18 protein-coding genes are annotated in these 23,400 nt (G+C 48.8%); 15 read left to right on the top strand and 3 right to left on the bottom strand.

Going from position 1 to position 23,400, the window contains the following annotated elements; genetic code table 11:
* The first annotated feature begins 48 nt into the window (after positions 1-48).
* From ACN0R8_RS09345 to ACN0R8_RS09280, 14 genes are all read left to right on the top strand, one after another.
* Positions 49-2,073, top strand: coding sequence for a heme lyase CcmF/NrfE family subunit (locus tag ACN0R8_RS09345; protein WP_417596859.1), 2,025 nt, complete (start codon positions 49-51; stop codon positions 2,071-2,073).
* A complete protein-coding gene (locus ACN0R8_RS09340) occupies positions 2,070-2,600 on the top strand; it encodes a DsbE family thiol:disulfide interchange protein (RefSeq protein WP_417596802.1) in 531 nt (176 codons plus the stop codon). Before ACN0R8_RS09345 ends, ACN0R8_RS09340 begins: the two co-directional genes overlap by 4 nt.
* Entirely contained in the window at positions 2,591-3,109 is a 519-nt protein-coding gene (locus ACN0R8_RS09335) for a cytochrome c-type biogenesis protein (RefSeq protein ID WP_417596800.1), read from the top strand. Before ACN0R8_RS09340 ends, ACN0R8_RS09335 begins: the two co-directional genes overlap by 10 nt.
* A 65-nt stretch (positions 3,110-3,174) precedes the next feature.
* On the top strand, positions 3,175-4,392 hold the full coding sequence (gene ccmI / locus ACN0R8_RS09330) for a c-type cytochrome biogenesis protein CcmI (protein ID WP_417596799.1): 1,218 nt from the start codon (positions 3,175-3,177) through the stop codon (positions 4,390-4,392).
* A 133-nt stretch (positions 4,393-4,525) separates the two neighbouring features.
* Positions 4,526-8,053 (top strand): chromosome segregation protein SMC, encoded by a 3,528-nt coding sequence (gene smc / locus ACN0R8_RS09325; RefSeq protein WP_417596798.1) that lies wholly within the window; start codon positions 4,526-4,528, stop codon positions 8,051-8,053.
* Between the two features lie 82 nt (positions 8,054-8,135).
* Positions 8,136-9,728: a cell division protein ZipA gene (gene zipA / locus ACN0R8_RS09320; protein WP_417596797.1), complete on the top strand. Its 1,593-nt coding sequence runs from the start codon at positions 8,136-8,138 to the stop codon at positions 9,726-9,728.
* Between the two features lie 197 nt (positions 9,729-9,925).
* Entirely contained in the window at positions 9,926-12,013 is a 2,088-nt protein-coding gene (gene ligA / locus ACN0R8_RS09315) for an NAD-dependent DNA ligase LigA (protein WP_417596796.1), read from the top strand.
* Between the two features lie 55 nt (positions 12,014-12,068).
* On the top strand, positions 12,069-12,716 hold the full coding sequence (locus ACN0R8_RS09310) for a transglycosylase SLT domain-containing protein (RefSeq protein ID WP_417596858.1): 648 nt from the start codon (positions 12,069-12,071) through the stop codon (positions 12,714-12,716).
* 61 nt (positions 12,717-12,777) lie between these two features.
* Positions 12,778-13,020 (top strand): YheU family protein, encoded by a 243-nt coding sequence (locus ACN0R8_RS09305; protein ID WP_417596795.1) that lies wholly within the window; start codon positions 12,778-12,780, stop codon positions 13,018-13,020.
* A gap of 23 nt (positions 13,021-13,043) precedes the next feature.
* On the top strand, positions 13,044-14,876 hold the full coding sequence (locus ACN0R8_RS09300) for an AAA family ATPase (protein WP_417596794.1): 1,833 nt from the start codon (positions 13,044-13,046) through the stop codon (positions 14,874-14,876).
* Positions 14,876-15,919, top strand: coding sequence for a DNA cytosine methyltransferase (locus ACN0R8_RS09295; protein WP_417596793.1), 1,044 nt, complete (start codon positions 14,876-14,878; stop codon positions 15,917-15,919). The genes ACN0R8_RS09300 and ACN0R8_RS09295 overlap by 1 nt, the downstream gene beginning before the upstream one ends.
* Before the next feature lie 422 nt (positions 15,920-16,341).
* Positions 16,342-18,504: an FAD-dependent oxidoreductase gene (locus ACN0R8_RS09290; RefSeq protein WP_417596792.1), complete on the top strand. Its 2,163-nt coding sequence runs from the start codon at positions 16,342-16,344 to the stop codon at positions 18,502-18,504.
* A 67-nt stretch (positions 18,505-18,571) separates the two neighbouring features.
* Positions 18,572-18,895 (top strand): type II toxin-antitoxin system RelE/ParE family toxin, encoded by a 324-nt coding sequence (locus ACN0R8_RS09285; RefSeq protein ID WP_417596791.1) that lies wholly within the window; start codon positions 18,572-18,574, stop codon positions 18,893-18,895.
* Complete coding sequence (locus ACN0R8_RS09280) at positions 18,892-19,170, top strand: helix-turn-helix domain-containing protein (RefSeq protein ID WP_417596790.1); 279 nt, start codon at positions 18,892-18,894, stop codon at positions 19,168-19,170. The genes ACN0R8_RS09285 and ACN0R8_RS09280 overlap by 4 nt, the downstream gene beginning before the upstream one ends.
* A 31-nt stretch (positions 19,171-19,201) precedes the next feature.
* Here ACN0R8_RS09280 and ACN0R8_RS09275 read toward each other — a convergent pair whose 3' ends face one another.
* Entirely contained in the window at positions 19,202-20,023 is an 822-nt protein-coding gene (locus ACN0R8_RS09275; RefSeq protein WP_417596789.1) for a hypothetical protein, read from the bottom strand.
* 78 nt (positions 20,024-20,101) lie between these two features.
* On the bottom strand, positions 20,102-21,004 hold the full coding sequence (locus ACN0R8_RS09270) for a helix-turn-helix domain-containing protein (RefSeq protein WP_417596788.1): 903 nt from the start codon (positions 21,002-21,004) through the stop codon (positions 20,102-20,104).
* Positions 21,005-21,222: 218 nt separating this feature from the next.
* Here ACN0R8_RS09270 and ACN0R8_RS09265 point away from each other — a divergent pair, with 218 nt between their 5' ends.
* A complete protein-coding gene (locus tag ACN0R8_RS09265; RefSeq protein WP_417596787.1) occupies positions 21,223-22,134 on the top strand; it encodes a DMT family transporter in 912 nt (303 codons plus the stop codon).
* On the opposite strand, the gene ACN0R8_RS09260 is transcribed toward ACN0R8_RS09265, so the two are convergent.
* Positions 22,096-23,397 (bottom strand): peptidoglycan DD-metalloendopeptidase family protein, encoded by a 1,302-nt coding sequence (locus tag ACN0R8_RS09260; protein WP_417596786.1) that lies wholly within the window; start codon positions 23,395-23,397, stop codon positions 22,096-22,098. The two genes, ACN0R8_RS09265 and ACN0R8_RS09260, sit on opposite strands and share 39 nt — an antisense overlap.
* Positions 23,398-23,400: the final 3 nt, after the last annotated feature.

Genomic DNA, 23,400 nt, shown 5'->3' with positions numbered 1-23,400 from the left:
CTGCAAAGAATACCCTATTTAATCACCGAGGTTACTATGACCGCACTAATGTTCCCTGAGCTAGGGCACTATGCGTTGATTCTTGCGCTTGTTATGGCGCTGGTTCAGTCCGTTGTTCCTTTACTCGGCGCTCAGCTGAGAATGACAGGCTGGATGAGTTACGGTTCTCCTATGGTTTGGGGACAGTTTTTCTTTGTCTCACTGGCTCTGGTTCTCCTTGCCTATGCTTTTGTGTCAGATGATTTTTCTGTTGCCTATGTAGCAAATAACTCGAACAGTGCGCTGCCAACCGCTTATAAAATCAGTGCCGTTTGGGGTGGGCACGAAGGCTCTTTGCTACTCTGGGTCTGGATATTAGCGGCATGGAGTTTTGCCGTAACTCTGTTTAGCCGTAGCTTACCGGACGATATGCTGGCCCGGGTTATCTCGGTGCTAGGGATGATTAGTGTTGGTTTTATCTCTTTCGTCTTGCTGACTTCGAATCCTTTTGATCGTTTTCTGCCCCAGTTTCCTTCCGATGGTGGAGATCTGAATCCACTGCTGCAGGATTTTGGTCTGATTGTTCATCCGCCAATGCTCTATATGGGGTATGTGGGTTTTTCGGTGGCTTTTGCTTTCGCTATTGCTGCCCTGATTGGTGGTCGTCTGGATACGGCTTGGGCTCGCTGGTCCCGTCCATGGACCTCTGTGGCCTGGGCGTTTCTGACGCTAGGTATTGCCCTGGGTAGCTGGTGGGCTTATTACGAGCTTGGCTGGGGTGGCTGGTGGTTTTGGGATCCGGTAGAAAACGCATCCTTTATGCCTTGGTTGGTGGGTACTGCTCTGATGCACTCCTTGGCGGTGACGGAAAAACGTGGTGTGTTTAAGAACTGGACGGTGCTGCTTGCGATTATCGCATTTTCTTTAAGCCTGCTGGGAACCTTCCTGGTACGCTCCGGTGTACTGACATCGGTACACGCTTTTGCCACTGATCCGGAACGGGGGTATTACATTCTTGCCCTGTTGGCGATCTGTATCGGCGGTTCTTTTGTGCTTTACGCCTTGCGGGCACCGGATGTTAAAGCAAAGATTGGCTTCAGCTGGATGTCTCGGGAATTTTTCCTGCTGATGAATAATATCCTGCTGGTAATTGTCATGGTGACCGTACTGTTAGGTACGCTGTACCCGCTGCTACTGGATGCTCTAGGGTTAGGTAAAATATCGGTTGGCCCTCCGTACTTTAATGCCGTGTTTGTGCCTCTGATGAGTATGCTGGGTATCTTTATGGGACTTGGGCCAGTATCCCGCTGGAAAGATATTAGCTGGCGAGTCCTGCGGCAGCGTATTTGGTTGTCAGGTGTACTGAGCTTAGTCTTGGGTGCATCCTTACCCTTTATCGCCGGCGGTGAATGGAATACCTATGTTTTCATCGGCATGACACTGGCGTTCTGGATTACCTTCTCTCAGTTGCGTGATATGAATGAGAAGCTGAAAAATAAGGGCTGGAACTACACCGGTCTTAAAGGCTTAGGGCGTAGCTATTGGGGGATGGTGCTGGGGCACATGGGGGCGGCAATTACGGTTGTTGGTATGGCCATGGTATCTAACTACACCCTGGAGCGTGACGTTCGTTTAGTACCCGGTGGTAGCGCTGAAGCAGGGGATTATCGCTTTGAAATGGTGGAGGTGAAGCATGTTGATGGCCCTAACTGGACCGCCGAGCAGGCTGAAATCCGTGTCTACAAAAACAGTACACTTGAAGCCGTTATGTTTCCGCAAAAGCGCCGCTATATTGCCCGCAACCAGGTAATGACCGAGGCTGCCATTGATTGGGGAATCTTCCGGGATATCTATGTTGCGATGGGCGAACCGCTTGAAGGTGGCGCTTGGGCCATGCGCGTTCAGCATAAACCCTATGTGCGCTGGCTGTGGATCGGTGGTGTGGTGATGACGCTTGGTGGCTTGCTGGCCGCAGTGGATAAGCGTTACCGCCGTATGGCAGCCCGTGAAATAAAAGCCAAGCAAGATGCTGAGTCTGTTGATAAGTCTGTATCAGGTAACAGTGATTCATCCGCAGAAGGAGTTACCGTATGAAGCGTCGTCTGATGCTGTTTATTCCATTAGTTATTTTTTTTGTTATGGGGCTGTTCCTTTGGCAAGGGCTGAAGCTTGATCCAAGAGAGCTGCCATCAGCTTTGGTCGGGAAGCCATTTCCGGCTTTTACACTGAGTACGGTTAAAGATGAAAGTGCAGCGATAACAGAGAATGCCCTGAAAGGGCAGGTATCTTTGGTCAATGTTTGGGCAACCTGGTGTGTCGCCTGCCGACAGGAGCATCCTGAGTTGGTGCGTATTGCTCAGGAAAGTGGCCTGAAAATTTTTGGTCTGAATTATAAAGACACCCGCCCTGAAGCGATTCGCTGGCTGGATGAGTATATGGATCCTTATCAGTTCAGCCTGTTTGATGAAGACGGTCGTGTTGGTCTGGATCTGGGCGTCTATGGCGCACCGGAAACCTATATTGTGGATAAAGACGGTATTGTCCGTTACCGTTTTGTTGGTGTGATTGATCGGCAGGTTTGGTTGAATGAGTTGCTGCCAGAGGTTAACAAATGGAGATAGGTAAACAGAACGCCCAGCACAAGATAAATACTCTCTGGCTGGTACTGTTGATTGCGGTATCCATCGGCGCTGCGTTTACCTACGCGCCGACGGCTCAGGCAACCATCGATGCCTTCGAATTTAAAAATGATGAGCTGCGCACCCGGTATCAGGATCTTGCGGCAGTTTTGCGCTGCCCTAAATGTCAGAACCAGAACATCATCGACTCCGATGCCGGTATCGCTGCGGATCTACGTCAGCAGGTTTACCGCTTGTTGAACGAAGGCTATACCGATGATGAAATTCTTGATTTTATGGTTGCCCGCTACGGCAACTTTGTGCTGTACGAGCCGCCGGTAAACTCACTGACCTACCTTCTCTGGTATGGCCCGTTTGTTCTGTTGTTTCTGGCCGGGATAGTAGTTTTCTTCCTGTTACGTGGTAATCGCTCGGCGGCCCAAGCAGCACAGCAAATCAATGAAGATGACCGGGAGCGTCTGAATAAACTTCTAAATAAGAAGTCAGACTAGTGCTCTGTATTAAACAAGCAGCCGGCATGCCGGCTTTCGTTCACCGATAGTTGAGTTTTAGAGATATGACACCTCTCTGGATCGGTATAGCAGCAATGTCTGCTTTGGCAGCCATCTTTGTACTGCTGCCGCTGGTAAGAAACCGCAATCAGGCACAAAGTCTGACCGAAGCGGAATTAAGTGAATACAATGTGGCGATGTTCCGCCAGCGCTTGGAAGAGTTGAATCAGGAACTGGCTCAGGGCAATTTGTTGCCGGAGCAGTTTGAACAGATGAAGTCCGAGCTGGAACAGACCCTGCTGGATGATGTGGGTGATAAAGAGATCCCAGTGCTAAGGTCTACCCGCCCCGGTATTCTGCTGAGTCTGGTATTGATAGGCCTGATTTTGGTGAGCTCTGTAGGCTGGTACTTTGTTAAAGGTAATAGTGGTGGTGTTGCCCTAGCTTTAGAGCGGCAAAATGGTGATATGCCTTCAGTGGAAGAGCTGGTTGGCCGCCTTGAACAGAGCCTTAAGCAAAACCCTGATAGTGCGGATGGCTGGTTTCTGCTTGCGCGTACCTATATGAATATGGGGCGTTTTGCCGACGCAGCAGATGCGATCAAAGAAGTGATCCGCATCGATGGTCGTACTGCTGTTGCATTGGCCCAGTATGCTCAGGCGCTTTATTTTGCCAATCAGAATGTGATGACGCCTGAGATTGATTCGCTGCTGGATGAAGCGCTGCAGGCTGACCCGAATGAAGCTGCTGCATTAGGGCTTCGTGGTATTTCTGCTTTTGAATCGGGTGCTTACCGTGAAGCGATCGGCTACTGGCAGCAGGCATTACAGTTTATTGGTGATCCGAACAGCGCGAATGCGATTCGTGCTGGTGTTAGTGAAGCAGCAAGGCGTCTGGAAGCTCAGGGGGAAAGCGTTGATACAGCAAGCGCAGGACCATCAATTAAGATACAGGTCGACCTGAGTGATGCCGCAAAAGCCGCAGCTAACCCTGCAGATACTGTGTTTGTCTTTGCCCGTGCTCCTGAGGGTGGGCCGCCAATGCCTTTGGCTGCGGCAAAACTGAGTGTTGCAGATCTGCCGGTGACGATTACTCTGGATGACTCTATGGCCGTGGCGCCTATGGTACGTCTTTCCAGTGCAACAGAGGTGAATCTTGCGGCCAGAATTGCTAAAGCTGGTACGCCTGAGCCTCAGCCTGGTGATTGGCAAGGAGTGAGTGGTCCTTACCCTGTCAATCATAAAGAGGTTGTGAAGCTGGTCATCACAGATCAGATTCAGTAATCTAAGTGGCTGATTAGCTCTGCTAAAGAGAGAGCTATCTGGTAGTAGAAAACAGCATGATACAAAGCAGGGCTTTTTAGCCCTGTTTTGTATTCAGAAGAAGACGTTATAAGGGTTCGGGCAACGGAAGGTTATGCGGCTAAAATGTATTCGACTGGCAGGATTTAAATCCTTTGTCGACCCCACCACAGTACCTTTCACCAAAAATATGACCTGCGTCGTTGGTCCTAACGGCTGCGGTAAATCCAATATTATTGATGCCGTGCGCTGGGTTATGGGGGAGAGTTCCGCCAAACACCTGCGTGGCGAGTCGATGACCGATGTGATCTTCAACGGTTCCACCGCCCGTAAGCCTGTAGGGCAGGCCTCTATCGAATTGGTGTTTGATAACAGCGATGGCACCCTGAAAGGTCAGTACGGCCAATATGCCGAGATCGCCCTTAAGCGCCAGGTGACTCGTGAAGGGCAGTCCAGCTATTACCTGAACGGCACCAAATGCCGCCGTAAAGACATTACCGAAATTTTCCTTGGTACCGGTCTCGGTTCCCGTAGTTATGCCATTATCGAACAAGGCATGATCTCCCGTCTTATTGAGGCGAAACCGGAGGAGCTGCGTAACACCATCGAAGAAGCTGCCGGTATCTCAAAGTATAAAGAGCGTCGCCGGGAAACAGAAAACCGGATGCGCCGTACCCACGATAATTTGGAGCGTCTGCAGGATATCCGTGATGAGCTGGAACGCCAGCTACAACGTCTGCAGCGTCAGGCGGAAGCGGCGCACCGTTACCGTGAACTGAAGGCTCAGGAACGTCGCTTAAAAGGTCAGCTACGGGCGATTCGTTGGCGAGATCTGGATGTGCAGGTCCGTCAGTATGCGGCTGTGATCAGCGATCTTGAGATTCGTTCCGAGAAACACCTCTTTGCCTTGCGTCGTGCGGAAAGCGAGATCGAAGAGAGCCGCCAGCAGCATCAGGAAGCCAACGAGCAACTGGAGCAGTTTCAGGCCAGCTTCTACGAATTAGGCAACCAGATCTCCCGTCTTGAACAGCAGATGACGCACCAGAAACAGCGTGGGCAGCAGCTGCATGCGGATCTTCTGGATGTTGACCGACAGATTCAGGAAAACCACCAGGAGCAGCAGCAGGATAAAGAGCGCTTGCAGGATGTCGTGCTGTTGCTGGAAGAGCTGGAGCCTGAGTTTGAGATGCAGCAGGAAGCCAGTGAAGCTCTGGAGATGGCCCTAGAGGAAGCTGAAGAGAATGTTCAGCAGTGGCAGCACCGCTGGGACAGCTTCAACCAGAAAGACCAGCAGTACCGTCGTGATGCGGAGTTGGCACAGTCTAATATTCAGCAGCATGAGCGTTCCCTGAACGACCTGAAACAGCGTCATGCCCGTGTGCATGATCAGCTTAATGGTCTGGAAGCACCGGAAGAGAATGACGAAGAACTGGAGCTGATGCAGGAAACTGCGCTGGAGTTCGAGCTTCAGCTGGGAGCTCTGGAAGAGGACGCAGAGTCCCAGAAAGAATCCTTGCAGACCTGCCGTGAACAGCTGGCCGAGCGTCAGAAAGAGCGTGAAAACCTACAGGAACAGCTGCAGGTTAACTCAGGTCGCCTATCATCCCTACAGGCACTGCAGGATGCTGCCTTAGCCGAGGATGATCCGGCCCAGCAGCGTTGGTTGGCCCGTCATGGCTTATCTGAAGCCCCGAAGCTTGCCGAACATCTTGAGGTCGCCCCCCGTTGGGCGCAGGCAGTGGAAACGGTATTGGAAGCCCAGCTGCAGGGCTTAACCTGCAAACAGCTACAACTGCCGGAACTTGCCAAGGGGCTGCCTGAGCGTGACAAAGCGGATTTCACCTTTATCGCATCGGATTATCCACAGCCCCAGCTGGCCGGTAGTGTCAGTGAAAGTGAAACCCTTGCCGCTCAGGTGTCGATAAGTCAGGGGCGGCTGCCGGAGCGTCTGCTACAGGTGATTATTGTTGAATCCGTGGAAGTAGGCGTGGGACGCTTGGCCCGGTTACCACTGGGGTATTCAGTGATTACTGAGGAAGGTGTCTGGCTTGGCCATGGCTGGCTGCGTTACCACAAAGGCAATACTGACGCTGCCGGTGTGCTCAATCGTGCCCGTGATATTGAACAGTTGGAACAGGATCTGAAACTCGGGCGTGAACGTCTGGTAGAGCTGGACGAAACACTGAATCAGCTGAAGAGCCGACAGCAGGATCTGGAAAACCGTGCAGGTCAGTTGGCGGATCAGCGCATGTCAGTTCAGCGGCAGAAAAGTGAATGGGATGGCCAGATCCGTACCCGCCAGCTGAAGCAGGAACAGTTTAACGAACGTCAGCGTCACCTGAACGAAGAGCTGGCGCAGATTCAGGCTCGGGAAGAAGAAGAGCAAAACCTGCTGGAAGAGGCCCGTGAAAACTGGCAGCTGGCGCTGGAGCAGGTAGAGCAGTTCTCCGAAGAGCGTGAGCATCTGCAGGCGGATCGTAACCGGACAAAAGAAGTTTACGAACAGAAGCGTCAGGCTGTGCGCCTTGAGCGTGACAAGCTGCATCAACTGGCACTTCGTCGACAGGAATTATCGGGTCAAAAGCAGCTGGCTGAAAAAGGGGCTGAGCGGATAGAGCAGCAGTTGGAGCGTTTGAGAGAAAAGCGTGAAGACTTGCTGATGACTCTGGAAGAAGCGCAGGAACCCAAGGAAGGCAGTGAATTACTACTTGATGAGTTGATCGACCGCAAAGCAGAAGAAGAGCAAAAGCTGATGAGTGTGCGTGAAAAAGCACATCAGTTGAATGATGCCATGCGCCAGTTGGAAAAAAGCCGGGCCGAACATGAACGCGATCTTGAGCGAGTGAGAACCGAGCTGGAAAAAATGCGCATGCAGCAGCAGGCTCTGTCGGTTCAGCGTGAAGGTATCAATGAACAACTGGATGAGATCGGTGGAGACCTGGAAGACCTGCTCAGTGGTTTACCGGACGATGCGACTGCCAATCACTGGCAGGAACAACAGAATCAGGTGAGTGAGAAAATTAAACGGTTGGGGGCAATTAACCTGGCGGCAATCGAAGAGTATGAAACACAGCTGGAGCGTAAGCAGTATCTGGATGCGCAGCATGATGAGCTGACACAGGCGCTGGGCATGTTAGAAAGTGCGATCCGCAAGATCGATAAAGAAACCCGCCAACGTTTCAAGCAAACCTTTGATGAGGTTAATAGCTGGTTGCAACGTCTTTTCCCTAAAGTGTTTGGTGGTGGTAGTGCCTGGCTGGCACTAACCGGTGATGACTTGCTGGAAACCGGGGTTTCTATTATGGCGCGCCCGCCGGGGAAGAAAAACAGTACGATCCATCTGCTTTCTGGCGGTGAAAAAGCCCTGACGGCCATTGCCTTGGTTTTTTCTATTTTTCAGCTCAACCCGGCTCCCTTCTGTATGTTGGATGAAGTGGATGCACCTTTGGATGACGCTAATGTTGGGCGATATGCCAATATTGTGAAGGAGATGTCAGAGCATCTTCAGTTTATCTATATCAGTCACAATAAAATCGCGATGGAGATGGCAGATCATTTAATGGGCGTAACAATGCAGGAGCCTGGGGTATCCCGAATTGTGGCCGTTGATATTGATGAAGCAACAGCGCTAGTAGACGTATAAATGTTCTCTTTTGTAGCGTAAAATAGTTAAAGTCAATGAATCTGGGTCAATAACTAACTATTTTATACAGGGTTTTAACTGCATGGGCTTACGTGAGTGGCTGATGGTTTTGGGCGGTCTGATTTTGTTGCTGATTATAGCCGATGGTATCCGGCGCATGCGCAAAGCTGACGCTCAAGGTGAGCATGTCGATGAAGAAGAGCGCGTCCGGCAAGAGCAGTTGCGCAGGGAGCTGCCTTCTGGTGGTGCCCGCGTGATAAAGAGTCATGATGTTGAAGTTTTTGATGATGACCCGATTCCCGTCCTGCGTCACGAAGTTGAGATTGAAACCGAGTCTGAAGCAGGGCCTGAAACCGAGTTTGAAGCAGAGCCTGAAACCGATTCAGATATCTCATTACATGACGAGAGCTATGATCATGAGTCTTCTCTGTTCTTTGATGAACAAACTTCTGATGCAGAGCACTTCGCTGAAACCAATGACTATACCTCTGATTCCGATGATGCTGAGATTTATTCTCAAGCGTCAGAAGATGAAGAAGCAGATATTGACCAAGCGCCGGACTTTTCTCCGGAGCCTGATTTAACAGATATGAGTGATGTGGATGACACGTCTCTTTATGATCCTGAGCTAGCAGCTAGCCCTGAGTTAGATTATTCATCAGCAGATAATATTTCTGATGTGGAGACCTCTCTTGCCGAAGCTGAGCCTGCTATCCCGCCTGAATCCGAACCAACAGTAGATTCTGTATCTGATGACAACAGTCTGCATGTAACGGCATTCGATCCGGTTGATGATGATCTGAGCGATCTGGAGCCTCTTGAGCCTTTAGAGAAGCGCTTTGCTGCTGCTAAAGCTCGCCGCTTGGAAGAAGAGCAAAAGCTGGAACAGCAGAAACGGGAAGAAGCTGAGGTAGAAGCTGCAGCTCTGGAAGAGTCTGATCCAGTTAAGGCCGCAGTACGTCGTATTCAGGGCAAGCATACAGGGCCCCGGCCATTAGAACGAATGAAGCAACAGGCACCGGTTGCAGATGATATTAGTTTGGCTGAGCGACAATATCGTCAGCAGCAGGAAATGGCCCATAAAGCAGACGTCCTTAAACGAAAGCAGGAGCAGGCCAATGCACAGCAGGCCTCTGTTACTGATGAGCAGCCCACAGAACCGAGCAGTGGCAAGAAAAGTACTTCGGCTCCTCGTAAGTTCCTGTTGAGTGCCGACGAAGAGCGTGGTCAGATTGCTGATGCTGATGAGCTACTGATGATGCATGTTAAATGTAAAGATGAGCGCGGTTTCCATGGTGCAGCTCTTTTACATATTGTCATGCAGTGCGGTATGCAGATAGGAGCTATGGGCGTGTTCCACCGCTTTGTTAAAACAGAGGATGGCCCTCAGATTCAGTTCTCGATGCTTAGCTCTGTGGCGCCAGGTGTTTTTGATATTGAACAGCTTGATGACCTCTATATTCCGAGCGTTTCTTTTGTAATGGGTTTACCAGCTCCGGGTAACAGCCAGGAGTGCTTTAATATGATGCTGGAAACCGCAAAAGTCATTGTGCGGCACATGAGTGGTGAGCTGAGAGATGAAAACCGTAGTGTGATGACACCCCAGACCATCGAACACTACAAGCAGCGAATTCAGGAGTTTGAGCGCCGTAAGCAGTTGGCGCGTATGCGCTGACGTTGTGATAGCAGCCTAAGAGAATGAGCAGTGAAAGTTCTTTCTTAATGGCCTTAAGGTTCAACTAATCTGGGTTGCAGCTTGTGACTGCAACCGGTTTCAAAACCACCGATGAGGGTGGTTTTGCTGCTTTTGGTTTGTACCTCTGATACGACTAATACCGATGGTCACTTTTTAAACCCTGTATCGAGATTGTTATGCCTCTATTGTCCGGCTCCTCTTCTGAACCACTATCCTCTGAACAGCAGACTTGTGAACAGCAGATTGAGAGTCTGCGCCAGCAACTGAACGACCATAACTATCGTTATTATGTGAAGGATGCTCCGAGTATTCCCGATGCGGAGTATGACCGCCTGATGCGCCAGCTTCAGGCGCTGGAAGCTCGCTATCCTGAACTTCATTCGCCGGATTCTCCAAGTCAGAGAGTAGGGGCCGCGCCATTGCCCGCCTTTACTCAGGTCACGCACCGGGTGCCGATGCTTTCACTGGATAACGCTTTTGACGATGAAGAGTTCAGTCGTTTTAATCAACGGGTAAAAGAGCGCCTGAAAACTGAGGGTGAGATTGAATACGCTTGTGAGCCTAAACTGGATGGTATCGCGCTAAGTATCCGTTACGAGAAAGGGTTGCTGGTTCAGGCGGCCACTCGTGGTGACGGCAGCACAGGTGAAGATATTACCCAGAATGTAAAAACGATTGGCTCGGTGCCTCTGCGTCTTAACGGGACAGATATTGACGGTGTGCTACCGGAAGTATTGGAGGTTCGTGGCGAGGTTTATATGCCTAAAGCGGGCTTTGAAAAGCTGAACAAAGCAGCGGCTGAAGCGGATGAGAAAATCTTTGTGAATCCACGTAATGCCGCCGCAGGAAGCCTGCGTCAATTGGATAGCCGCATCACGGCTAAACGTCCTCTGGAATTTTGTGCATACAGCGTGGGTGAAGTCAGTGATGGTTTCATGCCTGAGCGCCACAGTGATGTGCTGCAAAAACTGAGTGGCCTCGGTTTCCGGCTGAATCCAGAGTTAAAAGTGGTGACAGGTGTGCAGGGCTGTCTGGACTATTATCGTGACCTTGGATCACGACGCGATCAGTTGGCCTTTGAAATCGACGGTATTGTTTTCAAAACCAATCGTATGGAGATACAGTCGGCATTGGGTTTTGTCTCCCGAGCACCACGCTGGGCGATTGCTTATAAATTCCCGGCACAGGAAGAGATCACAAAGCTGCGTGATGTTGAATTTCAGGTGGGACGTACTGGTGCTATAACGCCGGTAGCTCGTCTTGAGCCGGTTTATGTTGGCGGTGTAACCGTTTCCAATGCAACACTGCATAATGCAGATGAAGTGGCTCGTCTTGGGGTTAAGATCGGCGATACAGTTATTGTCCGCCGTGCCGGTGATGTCATTCCTCAGATTGTTTCTGTTGTTTTGGAGCGCCGTGAGGGGAATCATGATCTGAAGGATATTATTTTTCCTGCGACATGTCCTGTTTGCGGCTCGGAAACAGAGCGGGCTGAGGGCGAAGCGGTGGTTCGCTGTTCCGGCGGTCTGGTCTGTGCTGCTCAGCGGAAAGAGGGCATTAAGCACTTTGCCTCCCGAAAGGCACTGGATGTTGATGGCTTAGGTGACAAACTGGTAGAAGCGCTGGTTGATAAGAAACTGGTCAGCAGCCTGACGGATCTTTTTCACCTGAATGTGGATGATGTTGCGGCCTTGGAGCGAATGGGGCCTAAGTCTGCACAAAATTTGCTGGATGCACTCCAGCAGGCAAAGCATACGACCCTCCCTCGTTTTATTTATGCATTAGGTATTCGTGAGGTGGGTGAGGTGACCGCGAAGCAGCTGGCGCAATACTTTTGTGACCTGGCCGTGATCCGCAACGCCACCGAAGAGCAATTGCTGGAAGTGCCGGATGTAGGCCCCATTGTTGCGCATCATATTATTACTTTCTTCCGTCAAACACACAATCTGGAAATGCTGGATGCTTTGTTAGCCGAAGGCATTGAATGGCCTGAGATTGAAGCGCAGCCATCAGCGGAAGAGCTACCTTTAGCGGGGCAGACACTGGTACTGACAGGTACTCTGAATCAGCTGAAACGTAATGATGCTAAAGCTGCTCTGGAAGCACTTGGTGCCAAGGTTTCCGGCAGTGTTTCTAAAAAAACCCATCTGGTCATTGCCGGTGAATCTGCTGGCTCTAAGCTCACTAAGGCACAGGAGCTGGGTATTGATATCACGGATGAAGAGGGTTTGCTGGCATTGCTGCATGAGCATGGCAAATTGTAATGCAAACCGGTATTAGGCAGAGAAAGACTGAAATGGATAAGATATTGTGAGTGAGATGATTAAAGGATGTAAACATCAGGTTAAGGGGAAAGACGGCATACTGCGTCTGTCATTGCTGGGTTTGGTCGCCTTCATACTGGCAGGGTGTGCTGTTGCTCCGCCGCAAAAGCCGGACAATGCCTGCGAGATTTTTCGTCAGTACCCCGATTGGTATATCTCTGCTAAACAATCAGAAGAAAAGTGGGGAACAGCTGTACCCATTTTGCTCGCTTTTATCCACCAGGAATCTTCATTTAAACCGGATGCTCAGCCTGAACGGACTACCTTTTTGGGAATTATCCCCGGGCCCCGCAAGTCATCCTCTTATGGTTACACTCAGGCTTTGGACTCCACCTGGAAAGAGTATCAGGACAAAACCGGTAATCGGCGTGCCAGCCGTGGTCGCTTTCATGATGCAGTGGACTTTATTGGTTGGTACAACTATCAGGGGTATTTAAGAAACAGAATTGAACGTAATAATACCTACTATATGTACATTGCTTACCATGAGGGGCATGGTGGTTACGCCGATAAAAAATGGCAGAGTAAATCCTGGTTGAAAGATGTCTCTGCCAAAGTTGCTAACCGTGCAATCGAGTATCACAAACAACTGGAGAGTTGCCGGTCAACCCTTGATCGTGGAACCAGTTGGTGGGTGTTCTGATCTTTTGCCGCCAACTTATGATATTTGCAGAAACTGACACTTTGGGAGAAAGATACGCCTTATGATCGAAGTCCCCTACCGGGATATTTCACCGGACGCACTGCAGGGATTGCTGGAAGATTTTGTTACCCGTCAGGGTTATGACACCACAGAGGTTGATATTGGTCTTGAAGACTGGGTGCAGCAAGTTCGTCAGCAGTTGGTTAAAGGTGAGCTGACTATCGTCTTTGATCCTCTGACCGAGTCGGTGACCATTCTCACCAAGCAGGAATACCGAAAGCGGGTTCAGGAAGCTGATCTGTAAATTAATATTGATAAGGATTTTGCATGCAGGCAAAGGATATTGTTGCTTTAGAGCAGTTGAAGGAAAATAAAAAGTTAGAGCCATATATCAACTACATTCGGTTCCCATGTTTTAAAAGTCTAGAGGCTGGTACAAGAATAGATTTTGATTTCCCATTAACAGTTATTGTTGGTCAGAATGGAACTAATAAAAGTTCAGTTCTGCGAGCGATTCAGGGTTGTCCAAAAGATTACAGCTTAGGCAATTATTGGTTTTCGACGGATTTAGACCCCATTTCTGGAGAGGGGGAAAGTCAGCCTCGATATATTTATGGGTATTTTCAGGGCGATGCAAAGAGAGATGTAGAGGTTATTAAAAAAAGAGCTAAAAGGGTTTATCAAAATTCGGAGGAAATAAATCCAGATTACTGGGAGCCTGATCGCCCAAGGATTTCCGATGGTATGGAGGCTATGCCCCCAGTTGAAGATGAGGATGAAAAAAAGCTCGTTGGTAGGAAAAAGACTCGCTGGGAGTTGATGGTCAAGAATGTAGTTTTTTTAGATTTTAGAAGTGAAATTAGCTCGTATGATAAGTTTTTCTACCATGGTGAGCTAGGTAAACGAGTCAGTTTTAAATCAAAACAGGACTTCATCAGGAAAAAGTCCGTTTTTCTCAAAAAAGTAGTTGATAAAAATTTACAGTCAAAACCACTTTATCGCGGAAGGCAAGAGCAGGTTAAGAAGAATGAAAAGCTGTCTTCTTCAGAGTGCGAAATGATTTCTGAAATCCTTGGAAGAAATTATGTTTCTATTAGGCTTATAGAACATTGTTTTTTTGGGATGGATGGTTATTCGGTAATTCTACAATCGGATGCTCTTAAATATAGTGAGGCTTTCGCAGGCAGTGGAGAATTTGCCGTTGTAATGCTTGTTCACAAAATACTTTCAGCACCAAAAATGTCACTTGTTATTTTAGATGAACCAGAAGTATCTCTACACCCGGGGGCACAGACGCGCTTGGTTGCTTTTTTAGTAAATGAAATCAGAAAAAATAAGCACCAGATTGTGGTGGGCACACACTCCCCATTTATCGTCAAAGGTTTACCAAAAAAAGCAATCAAAACTCTGTTTAACGATGATAAAACAGGGAAAGTCAGGTCATTGAGAGAAACACATCCTGAGGAAGCTTTTTTTCACCTTGGCGGTTCTGAGGATAATCAATTTAGAATCTTTGTTGAGGATGCTTTGGCCGCCGAGGTTATTCGCAAAGCTCTTCGCATGAAAGGGGAGGCCACTTACAAGTTGTTTGAGGTGGTTTTTATGCCAGGAGGAGCTGAGGATTTAAGGCAGTCTTTCATGCTCCCTGAAGCCTTGTCGGCAGGGAAAAAAACGCTGTTTATTCTAGATGGGGATGAAAGGTCTAGAGTAGCTCTTTCCCTAGAGCAACTTGATGTCATTCCTGACAATCAGCTGGATGATACGATTAAAGACTTAGCCAATGGCCAGAGAATAAAGTTCCTAAAAGACAGTGGCAACTCTTCTAGAAATCAAGAAATTTTGAAGAAAAATATGAGGCAATTTTGTGAGTTTTTCATAGAATACGTGTCTTTTTTGCCCGGCAATGGTTCGCCAGAGCAATTTATCCTTGAAAATCTGAACCAAGATCCATTTGAAGAGGTGGGAATTGTTCCAGACCCAACTGCAACTGCAAAAATGAAATTTAGGCAGTTGACTCAACAGTTATTGGGGAAAGAAGACTTTGAGAATGTAAGCTCGAATGAGATTTTTATCACCCAGAAAATGTACTTAGCCCAGTTAGATAATGTTCATTTTGAACCGATAGCTGAAGCGATAGATAACTTTTTAGGTAAACAGTAGTGAGCATACGAGTTTTTGATTTTTTCTCAGGTTGTGGCGGGACAAGTCTCGGGCTGCGGAATGCCGGAATGGATATTGTATTTGCCTTAGATAATGACCCTGTGGCAATCGAGACCTATAAAACTAACTTTCCAGAAGTGGAGAGTGTTGCTCGCGATATTTGTGCGACTGAACCTTCAATTTTGTCTCCATTAATTGAAGCTGTGGATAGAACTCATAGCCCTCTGTTGTTCTGTGGGTGTGCCCCCTGCCAGCCATTCTCAAAACAGAATGGTAATAAGTCTGCAGAAGACCCTAGACGAAACCTTCTTAGTGAGTTTTCTCGTTTTATCGAGCACTGGCTGCCAGAGTTTGTGATGATCGAGAATGTTCCCGGAATTCAAAAAGTAAGCATGGGTGGTGCATTTAAGAGCTTTACTCAAATGCTTCACAAGTTCGGATACTCTTTTGATTTCAATGTTGTCCCGGCAAGAGGTTTTGGTGTTCCTCAAAAAAGAGAGCGTTTGATTTTACTTGCATCACGACTGGGTTCAATTTCTTTCCCTGAATTCACCCATGGCCCAGAAGCTGAGCAACCATATTCGACGGTCGAAGAGTGGATCAAAGATTTACCTGAAATAGCTGCGGGGGAGGTTTGCAAGTCTGATCCTGATCATCAAGCGGCTAAACTGTCAGCTTTAAATCTTGAGCGAATTAGGTCGACGCCTGAGGGTGGTAGTCGGGACTCTTGGCCTGAACATTTGCTTCTCGATTGTCACAAGAGGCATAAAGGTCATACGGATGTGTATGGTCGACTCCATTGGAAGCGCCCTGCAAGTGGCTTGACGACTCGCTGTATTAGCCTTTCGAATGGACGTTTTGGTCATCCAGAGCAAGATAGAGCGCTGTCGCTTCGTGAAGCTGCGTGTTTGCAGACTTTCCCTCGCTCATATAGGTTTTGCGGAAGCTTGGTAGACCGAGCCAAGCAAGTAGGTAACGCTGTTCCTCCTTTGATGGCTAAGACAATAGCCCAGAGTTTTTTCAAAGTTCTTGAGGCAAGGTAAGTAAACAATGCCTTCAGCTCATGAAATGCCCTTCCCCGGTAGTTGGATGCCCAATATTGGGATGGGGCTTCAGACTCTTATTCACAACGGCTTCTCAGCTAGATACTGAAGCTGTGAGCGTGGTACCTCTATAGACCATGGCCAGTATTGGCAGGATCTCTATCGTGCTACTAATGGTGAGCACTCCTTTTTCTTACCTAAAAGTCGATTTCTCCACTTTGATCAGTAGTGATAAGGCTGCGTCTCGGGTTGCCCATTGTCGTGATTTCCCCAGTGCGGATATCAAACTAAGAAACCTAATTAAGGTTGAATCCTATTCATGGACTGGTGCGTATATCGATACATGAAAGCAATTTTGCATCACCGTCTGCTTGCGGGTGACGTATCGGATTCAGACAACGACAAGGATATAAAATAGACCTATGAAAAAATTAGTCTTACTGGGTACTATCGCTGCGGTGATTGCCGCTTTTTTCGCCTTTGATCTGAACCAGTATCTGACACTGGATAGCCTGAAAGACAGTCAGGAGCATCTGGCGCTTTGGCAGAGCCAAAGCCCTGTTATCACGGTGGCTGTATTCTTTGTGATCTATGTGGCGGCAACGGCGCTCTCGCTGCCCGGTGCAACGATTATGACTCTGGCGATTGGCGCTGTTTATGGGCTGGCTGAAGGCTTGATTCTGGTGAGCTTCGCGTCAACCATCGGAGCTACTCTGGCCTTTCTGGTGGCGCGCTTTGTGCTGCGGGATAGCGTGCAGGAGCGCTTTGGTGACCGGCTAAAAGCCTTTAATCAGGGTGTGGAGCGGGAAGGCGCGTTTTATCTGTTTACCTTGCGTTTGGTACCGGTGTTTCCGTTTTTTCTGATCAATCTTTTGATGGGGTTAACGCCTATCAAAACCCGTACTTATTACTGGGTCAGCCAGTTGGGTATGTTGCCGGGAACCTTGATTTATGTGAATGCAGGTACACAGCTGGGTCAGTTGGATTCTCTGTCCGGTATTGTCTCCCCCGAAATTCTACTCTCTTTTGCTTTACTTGGAGTCTTCCCTTTGATCGCTAAAAAGATTGTTGCACTAGTGAAAAAGCGCCGAGTTTATAAAGGCTTTCAAAAACCGGCTAAATTTGATCGTAACTTAATTGTGATCGGTGGTGGTGCAGCGGGTTTGGTTAGTGCCTACATTGCCGCCGCAGTTAAAGCCAAAGTCACTTTGATTGAAGCCAATAAAATGGGTGGTGATTGCCTCAACTACGGCTGTGTGCCCAGTAAGGCGTTGATTAAAAGTGCTAAAGTGGCCGAACAGATGCGCCATGGGGATCGATATGGCCTGGAAGGTGGAGAGCCTCAATTCAGTTTTAAAAAGGTGATGCAGCGTATCCATGATGTGATCGCTGCCATTGAGCCTCATGATAGTGTTGAGCGTTATACCAGCTTGGGGGTAGAGGTTTTACAGGGTTACGGCAAAATTATCGATCCGTGGACGGTAGAAATTCAGTTGAATGATGGCAGCAGCCAAAGGTTAACGGCTCGTAGTATTGTGGTCGCCGCCGGAGCTAAGCCCTTTGTACCGGAGATTCCGGGATTGAATAAAGTGGGCTATCTCACCAGTGATACCCTGTGGGAAGAGCTGGCGAAAGAAGACGATATTCCGCCGCGTATGGTATTACTGGGTGGTGGCCCCATCGGTTGTGAGCTGGCACAAAGTTTTGCTCGCTTAGGCAGTAACGTGATTCAGGTAGAGCGTAATGAGCGCGTTATGGTGCGGGAAGATCCGGAAGTTTCTGATTTGGCCGCTAATGCCTTGCGTAAAAGTGGCGTCAACCTGCTGACCGGTTACGAAGCGATCCGCTGCCAGCTTGGTGGTGAGAATCAGAGTGAAAAACAGCTGATCGTGAAGAACCCTGATGGTGAAGAAGAGGTTATCGCCTTTGACCGCCTGATTTGTGCCGTCGGCCGGACAGCGCGCCTAACCGGTTACGGGCTGGAGAACCTGGGTATTCAGACCGAGCGCACCGTAGTGACCAATGAGTATCTGGAAACCTTGTATCCGAATATCTATGCTGCAGGAGATGTGGCTGGGCCATTCCAATTTACCCATACCGCCGCCCATCAGGCATGGTATGCCGCTGTTAATGCGCTGTTCGGGGAGTGGAAGTCCTTTAAAGCAGATTACTCTGTGATTCCCTGGGCCACCTTTATCGACCCTGAAGTGGCGCGGGTTGGCCTGTCGGAAACCGAGGCACGGGAACAGAATATCCCTTTTGAAGTCACTCGTTACGGTCTTGATGATCTGGATCGGGCCATCGCGGACGGCAGTACTGAAGGTTTTGTTAAAGTGCTCACGGTACCCGGTAAGGATAAAATTCTGGGCGTGACCATCGTCGGCACCCACGCCGGAGACCTGCTGGCAGAGTATGTCTTAGCCATGAAACACGGCCTTGGTCTGAGCAAAATTCTCGGCACCATTCATACCTACCCGACTCTGGCGGAAGCCAACAAGTTTGCCGCCGGAGAGTGGAAGAAAGCCCACGCCCCGGAAAAACTGCTGGTATGGGTGGAGAAATATCACCGCTGGAAGCGGGGGTAAAAAGTTGGCTGCTTTTTGTTCTGTGAACTAGAGTTATCATATATGATAACCAGGGAAAGGATTTCTTATGACATGGAAGATCGATTTTTACGAAGGGGTTGAAGATCAGATTGAGCAAATGCCACCTAAGCTTCAGGCGCGAATGGTTAAGCTGCTTGAGATGATGGCGAAGCATGGCGCAAACCTTGGCCCACCCCACACGAAGGCGATGGGAAATGGCCTTTTTGAACTAAGGGCAAAAGCTCAGGAAGGTATAGGCAGAGGGCTGTTTTGTTACCTTCATGGCCAACATATTTATGTTCTGCATACCTATGTGAAGAAGTCACAGAAAACACCGAAAAGTGAGCTGAAATTGGCTCGGGATCGTCAGAGAGAGGTTCAGTCCTTATGAGTCTGCAACGACTGAAACAGCGAGTGCTGAAAAATCCGGAAGTAAAAGCGGAATATGACAAACTGGAAGATGAGTTCAACCTGATCGATCAGTTACTGACTATGCGTGGCAAGGCTGGATTAACGCAGGAGCAGGTCGCAGAGCGGATGCAAACCAACAAGAGTAATATCAGCCGTCTTGAGCGGGGTAATGCTAATCCGAGTTGGTCAACGCTTCTGAAATATGCCCACGCCTGCGGGTTTGAGCTTTCATTACAAGCACAAAAAATGCACTGATTTCAGTGCATTTTTATTATTGATGTTCTAATTACTTTTCCTCAAAGAGAACACCAAGAGATAGAGTATTCCTCCCATCACACTTCGGGCATAGCCAATTTGTGCCTGCTTTAACCTCCGTATGCCATAAGAAAAATTCGTGTTGGCAGCTTTGGTTAGCACAAGGAATTTTTTCTCCATATGGACTCCAGGTAAGATCTGAGTCCTCTTTGTTTTTATTGGTTATTCGATAGATAGCCGTGCAGCCGTCACCAAAACACTTTGCTTCGATTTCTTCTTGGTTGTCTGGAATTCTCTTTCGAATAATCTTCCCGCAGCTAATACAAGGTATGCTCGTGAAGCGCCCAAAAGTGCAGTTGAAAATTGGTGATTTTAATATTTCATCTACGAAGGACAGAATAATTTCGCAGCGATTTCTAAGCTTCTGAAAGTCAATATCGTTGCCTGACAGACTTTGCTTTAAAGAAGGAATGTGTAGGTAGTGGCCTAGCTGATTGTAATGTTTTTTTAGACTTTTGAGACTGTAAACTGCTTCCGTACCGAGTTGCTTCATTTCTTCGGAGGGAGGGGCTACTCCGAATTCAGGCTCAACACCTATACTTAATGAACTATCCTTATCTGCATATGGGGCAATTTCCAAAAGAATGGCAAGAACTTTCTGGGGCTGCCATGTGGCATACTCCTCAGGAGGAAATTCATCGGCGTAAGCATTTGCTCGATCATAAATAATTCCCTCCAACGCCATTCTCAACTCAAGGGCAGCGTATTTGAGCCTATAATCATTTTTTGAATTCATTTCTGTTTTAGCGAATTCAAGGTGAGTCCGAGCTATCTGGCGATAGTTAATATCCATATTTATCAATCCCTAATTTATTAGTCTAGATGCAGTAGTTGAGTGTCCGACTTTTAACGATGAGCATCTTTTAAAGGTTCAATGCCCCTTCCGGTACTGCGCTGGGGTGACATGATAAAACTGTTTAAACCGCTGGCTAAAATGGCTTTGGCTGGAGAAGCCGCACTGTAGGGCGATCTCTGCCAGTGAAAGCCGTTTATTACGTATCAGGTCGGCGGCGCGGTTGAGCCGTCGTTCGGTGACGTACTGATGAGGAGCCTGCCCGAAGCTGACTTTAAACATACGGGCAAAGTGATACTCGCTCAGTTGAGCAAAAGCCGCCAACTCCTGCAGTGTTAGCGGATGATCGAGGTGCTGTTCGATATAGTCCAAAAGTTGTCGCTGCAGGTAAGGCGATAGCCCGCCCTTACTTTCCGGTAGACTGGTGTAATTCCCGCAATAATTCTTCAATAGATGAACCATCAGCATATCGCTGGCGCTACTTAGGGCGATGCGGTCGGCGTTGTCCTGCCAGTTCAGCGGACGTATCACCTGCTGGCACAGATTGCTGATCCAGCTATCTTCTATAAAGGTCATATCCTGCAGCTGCAGGTGGTCGCTGCTTTTGTCTTGAATTCTCCCCGCCAGATCCTTTAGATGCTGCTCAGAAAAATAGAGATGCATAAATTGAATCGAGCCGTTCACATCCCAGTGGGAATCACCGTCCCCCGGCATCAGGCAGATACGACCGGGGCCGCCTCCGCCTTGCGTGCGATGGGTAAATAAGCGGCGAATGGCATGGCCGCCACCCAAATAACAACTTAGTGTGTGGTGGCCCGGATGCTGATAGCGGGTAAGATCACTCTCTTCCCGTCGCCAGATGGCAGCGCTGGAACCGTTGCATAGCTCGGTATGGTTTTCCAGCTGCGCCTGAGTGTTGGACAGGCATTGGAATACCGGTTGCGAGACAGAAGGTGTGTCTGGGTAAATTTTTTCGGACACAAAAAGCCTATGAGAAAACTGATTGCAGGCAGGACATGCTACTCGCGGCCTTATGGGCAGGCAAGCTTTTAGCAGCGCTTGTTATGGCGCTAACCCCTTGATGTCGATAAAAAACGCAAGAATTCGATAAAGGCGCAGTAATCTGTAATCTTTTTGAATGGTTACCGCAGATACTCGCGCTTTAATAACCGGTGCACGCACCTGACAGGTAAACACTTATGGTAAATACGGGCTTATATCTGCTGACGGTTCTGATCTGGGGGACTACCTGGATTGCGATCAAACTCCAGTTAGGTGAGGTGGCAATTCAGGCTTCGATTCTTTACCGCTTTTCATTGGCGGCGCTGGTGCTGTTTGCGGTGCTGCTGTTAAGCCGCCGTTTGCAAAAGATTGAGCGCAGCGACCATCTGTTCTGCTTTATTCAGGGGTGCTGTCTGTTTTGCTTTAACTTCTTCTGTATCTATACCGCCACGGGTTATATCAGTAGTGGCCTTGCTTCTGTGATTTTCTCCATGGCTACGGTGATGAATGTGATCAACAACCGTCTTTGGTTTGGTTTGCGTCCGGCGTTGCGTACGGTGTTGGGGTCTTGCCTCGGTCTTGCGGGAGTAGCCGCACTGTTTTGGCCGCAGATTACAGACGGGGGCTTTAATACGGATGTGCTGCTGGGTATGGGACTTGCTGCATTAGGTACCTGGTTTTTTTCCAGTGGCAATATGGTATCGGTTCGTCATCAGAAAAAAGGGCTTAAAACGACAACCACCAATGCCTGGAGTATGTTCTACGGCGTGTTGATGATGAGTGTGATTATTCTGCTGCAGGGTGTGCCTTTGACCTTCAGTTGGGAAACCGGTTATATCAGTTCATTATTGTATCTGGCGATTCCCGGTACCGTGATCGGTTTCACGGCCTATCTGATCCTAGTTGGGCGTATTGGTGCGGATAAAGCGGCCTATAGTACCGTGATGTTTCCGGCGGTGGCTCTGACCATTTCAACCTTCTATGAGGACTATCAGTGGACAGAACTCTCTCTGGTGGGCTTTGGGCTGGTGGTGCTGGGTAATGTGATGATTTTTGCCCGCTGGCCGGGATCAAAATTCCCGGCTGTTTTGCGCCGTTTGCAGCTCTGACATGCTGGCCGCCTGTTCCATAACCGCCATTTTCTGTTCGCGCAGTGCTGAGAATTCAGCTATATCCTGAGGCTTGATGGCGGCGGCCGTTGGTATTTTGGCGGTCACGGGATTAACAGGGCGACCATCAATATGCAGTTCAAAATGAAGATGAGCTCCTGTACTGCGGCCTGTATTGCCGGATAGTGCAATCCGCTGACCTCTTTTTACCTGTGAGCCTCTTTTTACCTGTATACGGCTCAGGTGCAGGTAGCGGGTTTTATAACTGCCACCATGGTCAATATCGATATATTTACCCGCGAAAGGGTGGTTGCCGATACGCTTAACAACCCCGTCACCTGTACTGAGAATCGCTGTTCCTGTTGGCGTTGCCAGATCTACGCCATGGTGCGGTGATCGGCGTTTGGTTATCGGGTGCAGACGATTTTTATTAAAGGATGAGCTGATGCGGTATCTTTTTGAGGTTGGCCAACGTAGAAATGCCGGAGTAACACTTTCTCCTTTCTCATCATAGTAGTGGCCTTTAAACTGGAAAACGTAATGGGTGCGTTGACGGCGTTGCAAGGATACGGACTCTATTCGGGTTTGGCCTGTTTCAACCTGACCGGTCATCTCCCGCCCGATAACGGCTGTAAAGTGATCTCCTGCTCTAAGGTCACGTCTGAAGTTAAGCTGGTAGCTTAATAGCTGGCTGATCAGAGCGATCTGAGATTGCCCCAGCCCGACACCTTTTGCAGAAAGATAAAAGCTGCCTTGGATATCTCCCCGGTAAACCTCTGAAACCCAATAGGTTTTCGCTTGCTGCTCCTGATGCTGGTAAGTGCCGTCAATTTGTCGGGTATAAGTGATTTTTCGGGCCGGGTCGCGATAGAGTGTTAGCTGGGCTAGGGTGCCGTTATCGGTCAGATCGAGGCCAAGGCGAACTCCCGGTTGCAGCGTTTCCAGATCCAGGTACTGGGTGTCTGCCTGCATAACTTTGTGCAGTACTGAAGCAGGTATGCCATTTTCCTGAAAAATATAGCTTAGATTGTCTCCGGGCTTTACCAGCCATTGGCCTTTTGTTTCGTCCTGAAGAACCGCTTTATTCTCTGGTGGGCTAGATGGCTCGTTGACTGATTTGTCGGAGCTTACGGAAAAAACGGGAGCCAGGGTTATAGCTGTTTGGTCTGATGGTGCTATGACGGCCAGTGCCAGCATAAGGCATGCGATAACAAGTAGAACTTTATGCAGTGATGTAAAAAACGGAACTCTGTTGAAGATCATAGC

The sequence above is a fragment of the Oceanospirillum sp. genome (genome assembly GCF_048265165.1).
Taxonomy (GTDB): Bacteria; Pseudomonadota; Gammaproteobacteria; order Pseudomonadales; family Halomonadaceae; genus Oceanospirillum.
This window is presented reverse-complemented; position numbering and strand designations above follow the sequence as displayed.

Bases quoted from the DNA above. Each gene is read 5' to 3' on its own strand.
- ACN0R8_RS09280 (WP_417596790.1), top strand. From the start codon at position 18,892: ATGAGTCTGCAACGACTGAAACAGCGAGTGCTGAAAAATCCGGAAGTA.
- ACN0R8_RS09335 (WP_417596800.1), top strand. From the start codon at position 2,591: ATGGAGATAGGTAAACAGAACGCCCAGCACAAGATAAATACTCTCTGG.
- ACN0R8_RS09290 (WP_417596792.1), top strand. From the start codon at position 16,342: ATGAAAAAATTAGTCTTACTGGGTACTATCGCTGCGGTGATTGCCGCT.
- ACN0R8_RS09300 (WP_417596794.1), top strand. From the start codon at position 13,044: ATGCAGGCAAAGGATATTGTTGCTTTAGAGCAGTTGAAGGAAAATAAA.
- ACN0R8_RS09285 (WP_417596791.1), top strand. From the start codon at position 18,572: ATGACATGGAAGATCGATTTTTACGAAGGGGTTGAAGATCAGATTGAG.
- ligA (WP_417596796.1), top strand. From the start codon at position 9,926: ATGCCTCTATTGTCCGGCTCCTCTTCTGAACCACTATCCTCTGAACAG.
- smc (WP_417596798.1), top strand. From the start codon at position 4,526: ATGCGGCTAAAATGTATTCGACTGGCAGGATTTAAATCCTTTGTCGAC.
- ACN0R8_RS09305 (WP_417596795.1), top strand. From the start codon at position 12,778: ATGATCGAAGTCCCCTACCGGGATATTTCACCGGACGCACTGCAGGGA.
- ACN0R8_RS09275 (WP_417596789.1), bottom strand. From the start codon at position 20,023: ATGGATATTAACTATCGCCAGATAGCTCGGACTCACCTTGAATTCGCT.
- zipA (WP_417596797.1), top strand. From the start codon at position 8,136: ATGGGCTTACGTGAGTGGCTGATGGTTTTGGGCGGTCTGATTTTGTTG.
- ACN0R8_RS09260 (WP_417596786.1), bottom strand. From the start codon at position 23,397: ATGATCTTCAACAGAGTTCCGTTTTTTACATCACTGCATAAAGTTCTA.
- ACN0R8_RS09345 (WP_417596859.1), top strand. From the start codon at position 49: ATGTTCCCTGAGCTAGGGCACTATGCGTTGATTCTTGCGCTTGTTATG.
- ACN0R8_RS09265 (WP_417596787.1), top strand. From the start codon at position 21,223: ATGGTAAATACGGGCTTATATCTGCTGACGGTTCTGATCTGGGGGACT.
- ACN0R8_RS09340 (WP_417596802.1), top strand. From the start codon at position 2,070: ATGAAGCGTCGTCTGATGCTGTTTATTCCATTAGTTATTTTTTTTGTT.
- ccmI (WP_417596799.1), top strand. From the start codon at position 3,175: ATGACACCTCTCTGGATCGGTATAGCAGCAATGTCTGCTTTGGCAGCC.
- ACN0R8_RS09310 (WP_417596858.1), top strand. From the start codon at position 12,069: ATGATTAAAGGATGTAAACATCAGGTTAAGGGGAAAGACGGCATACTG.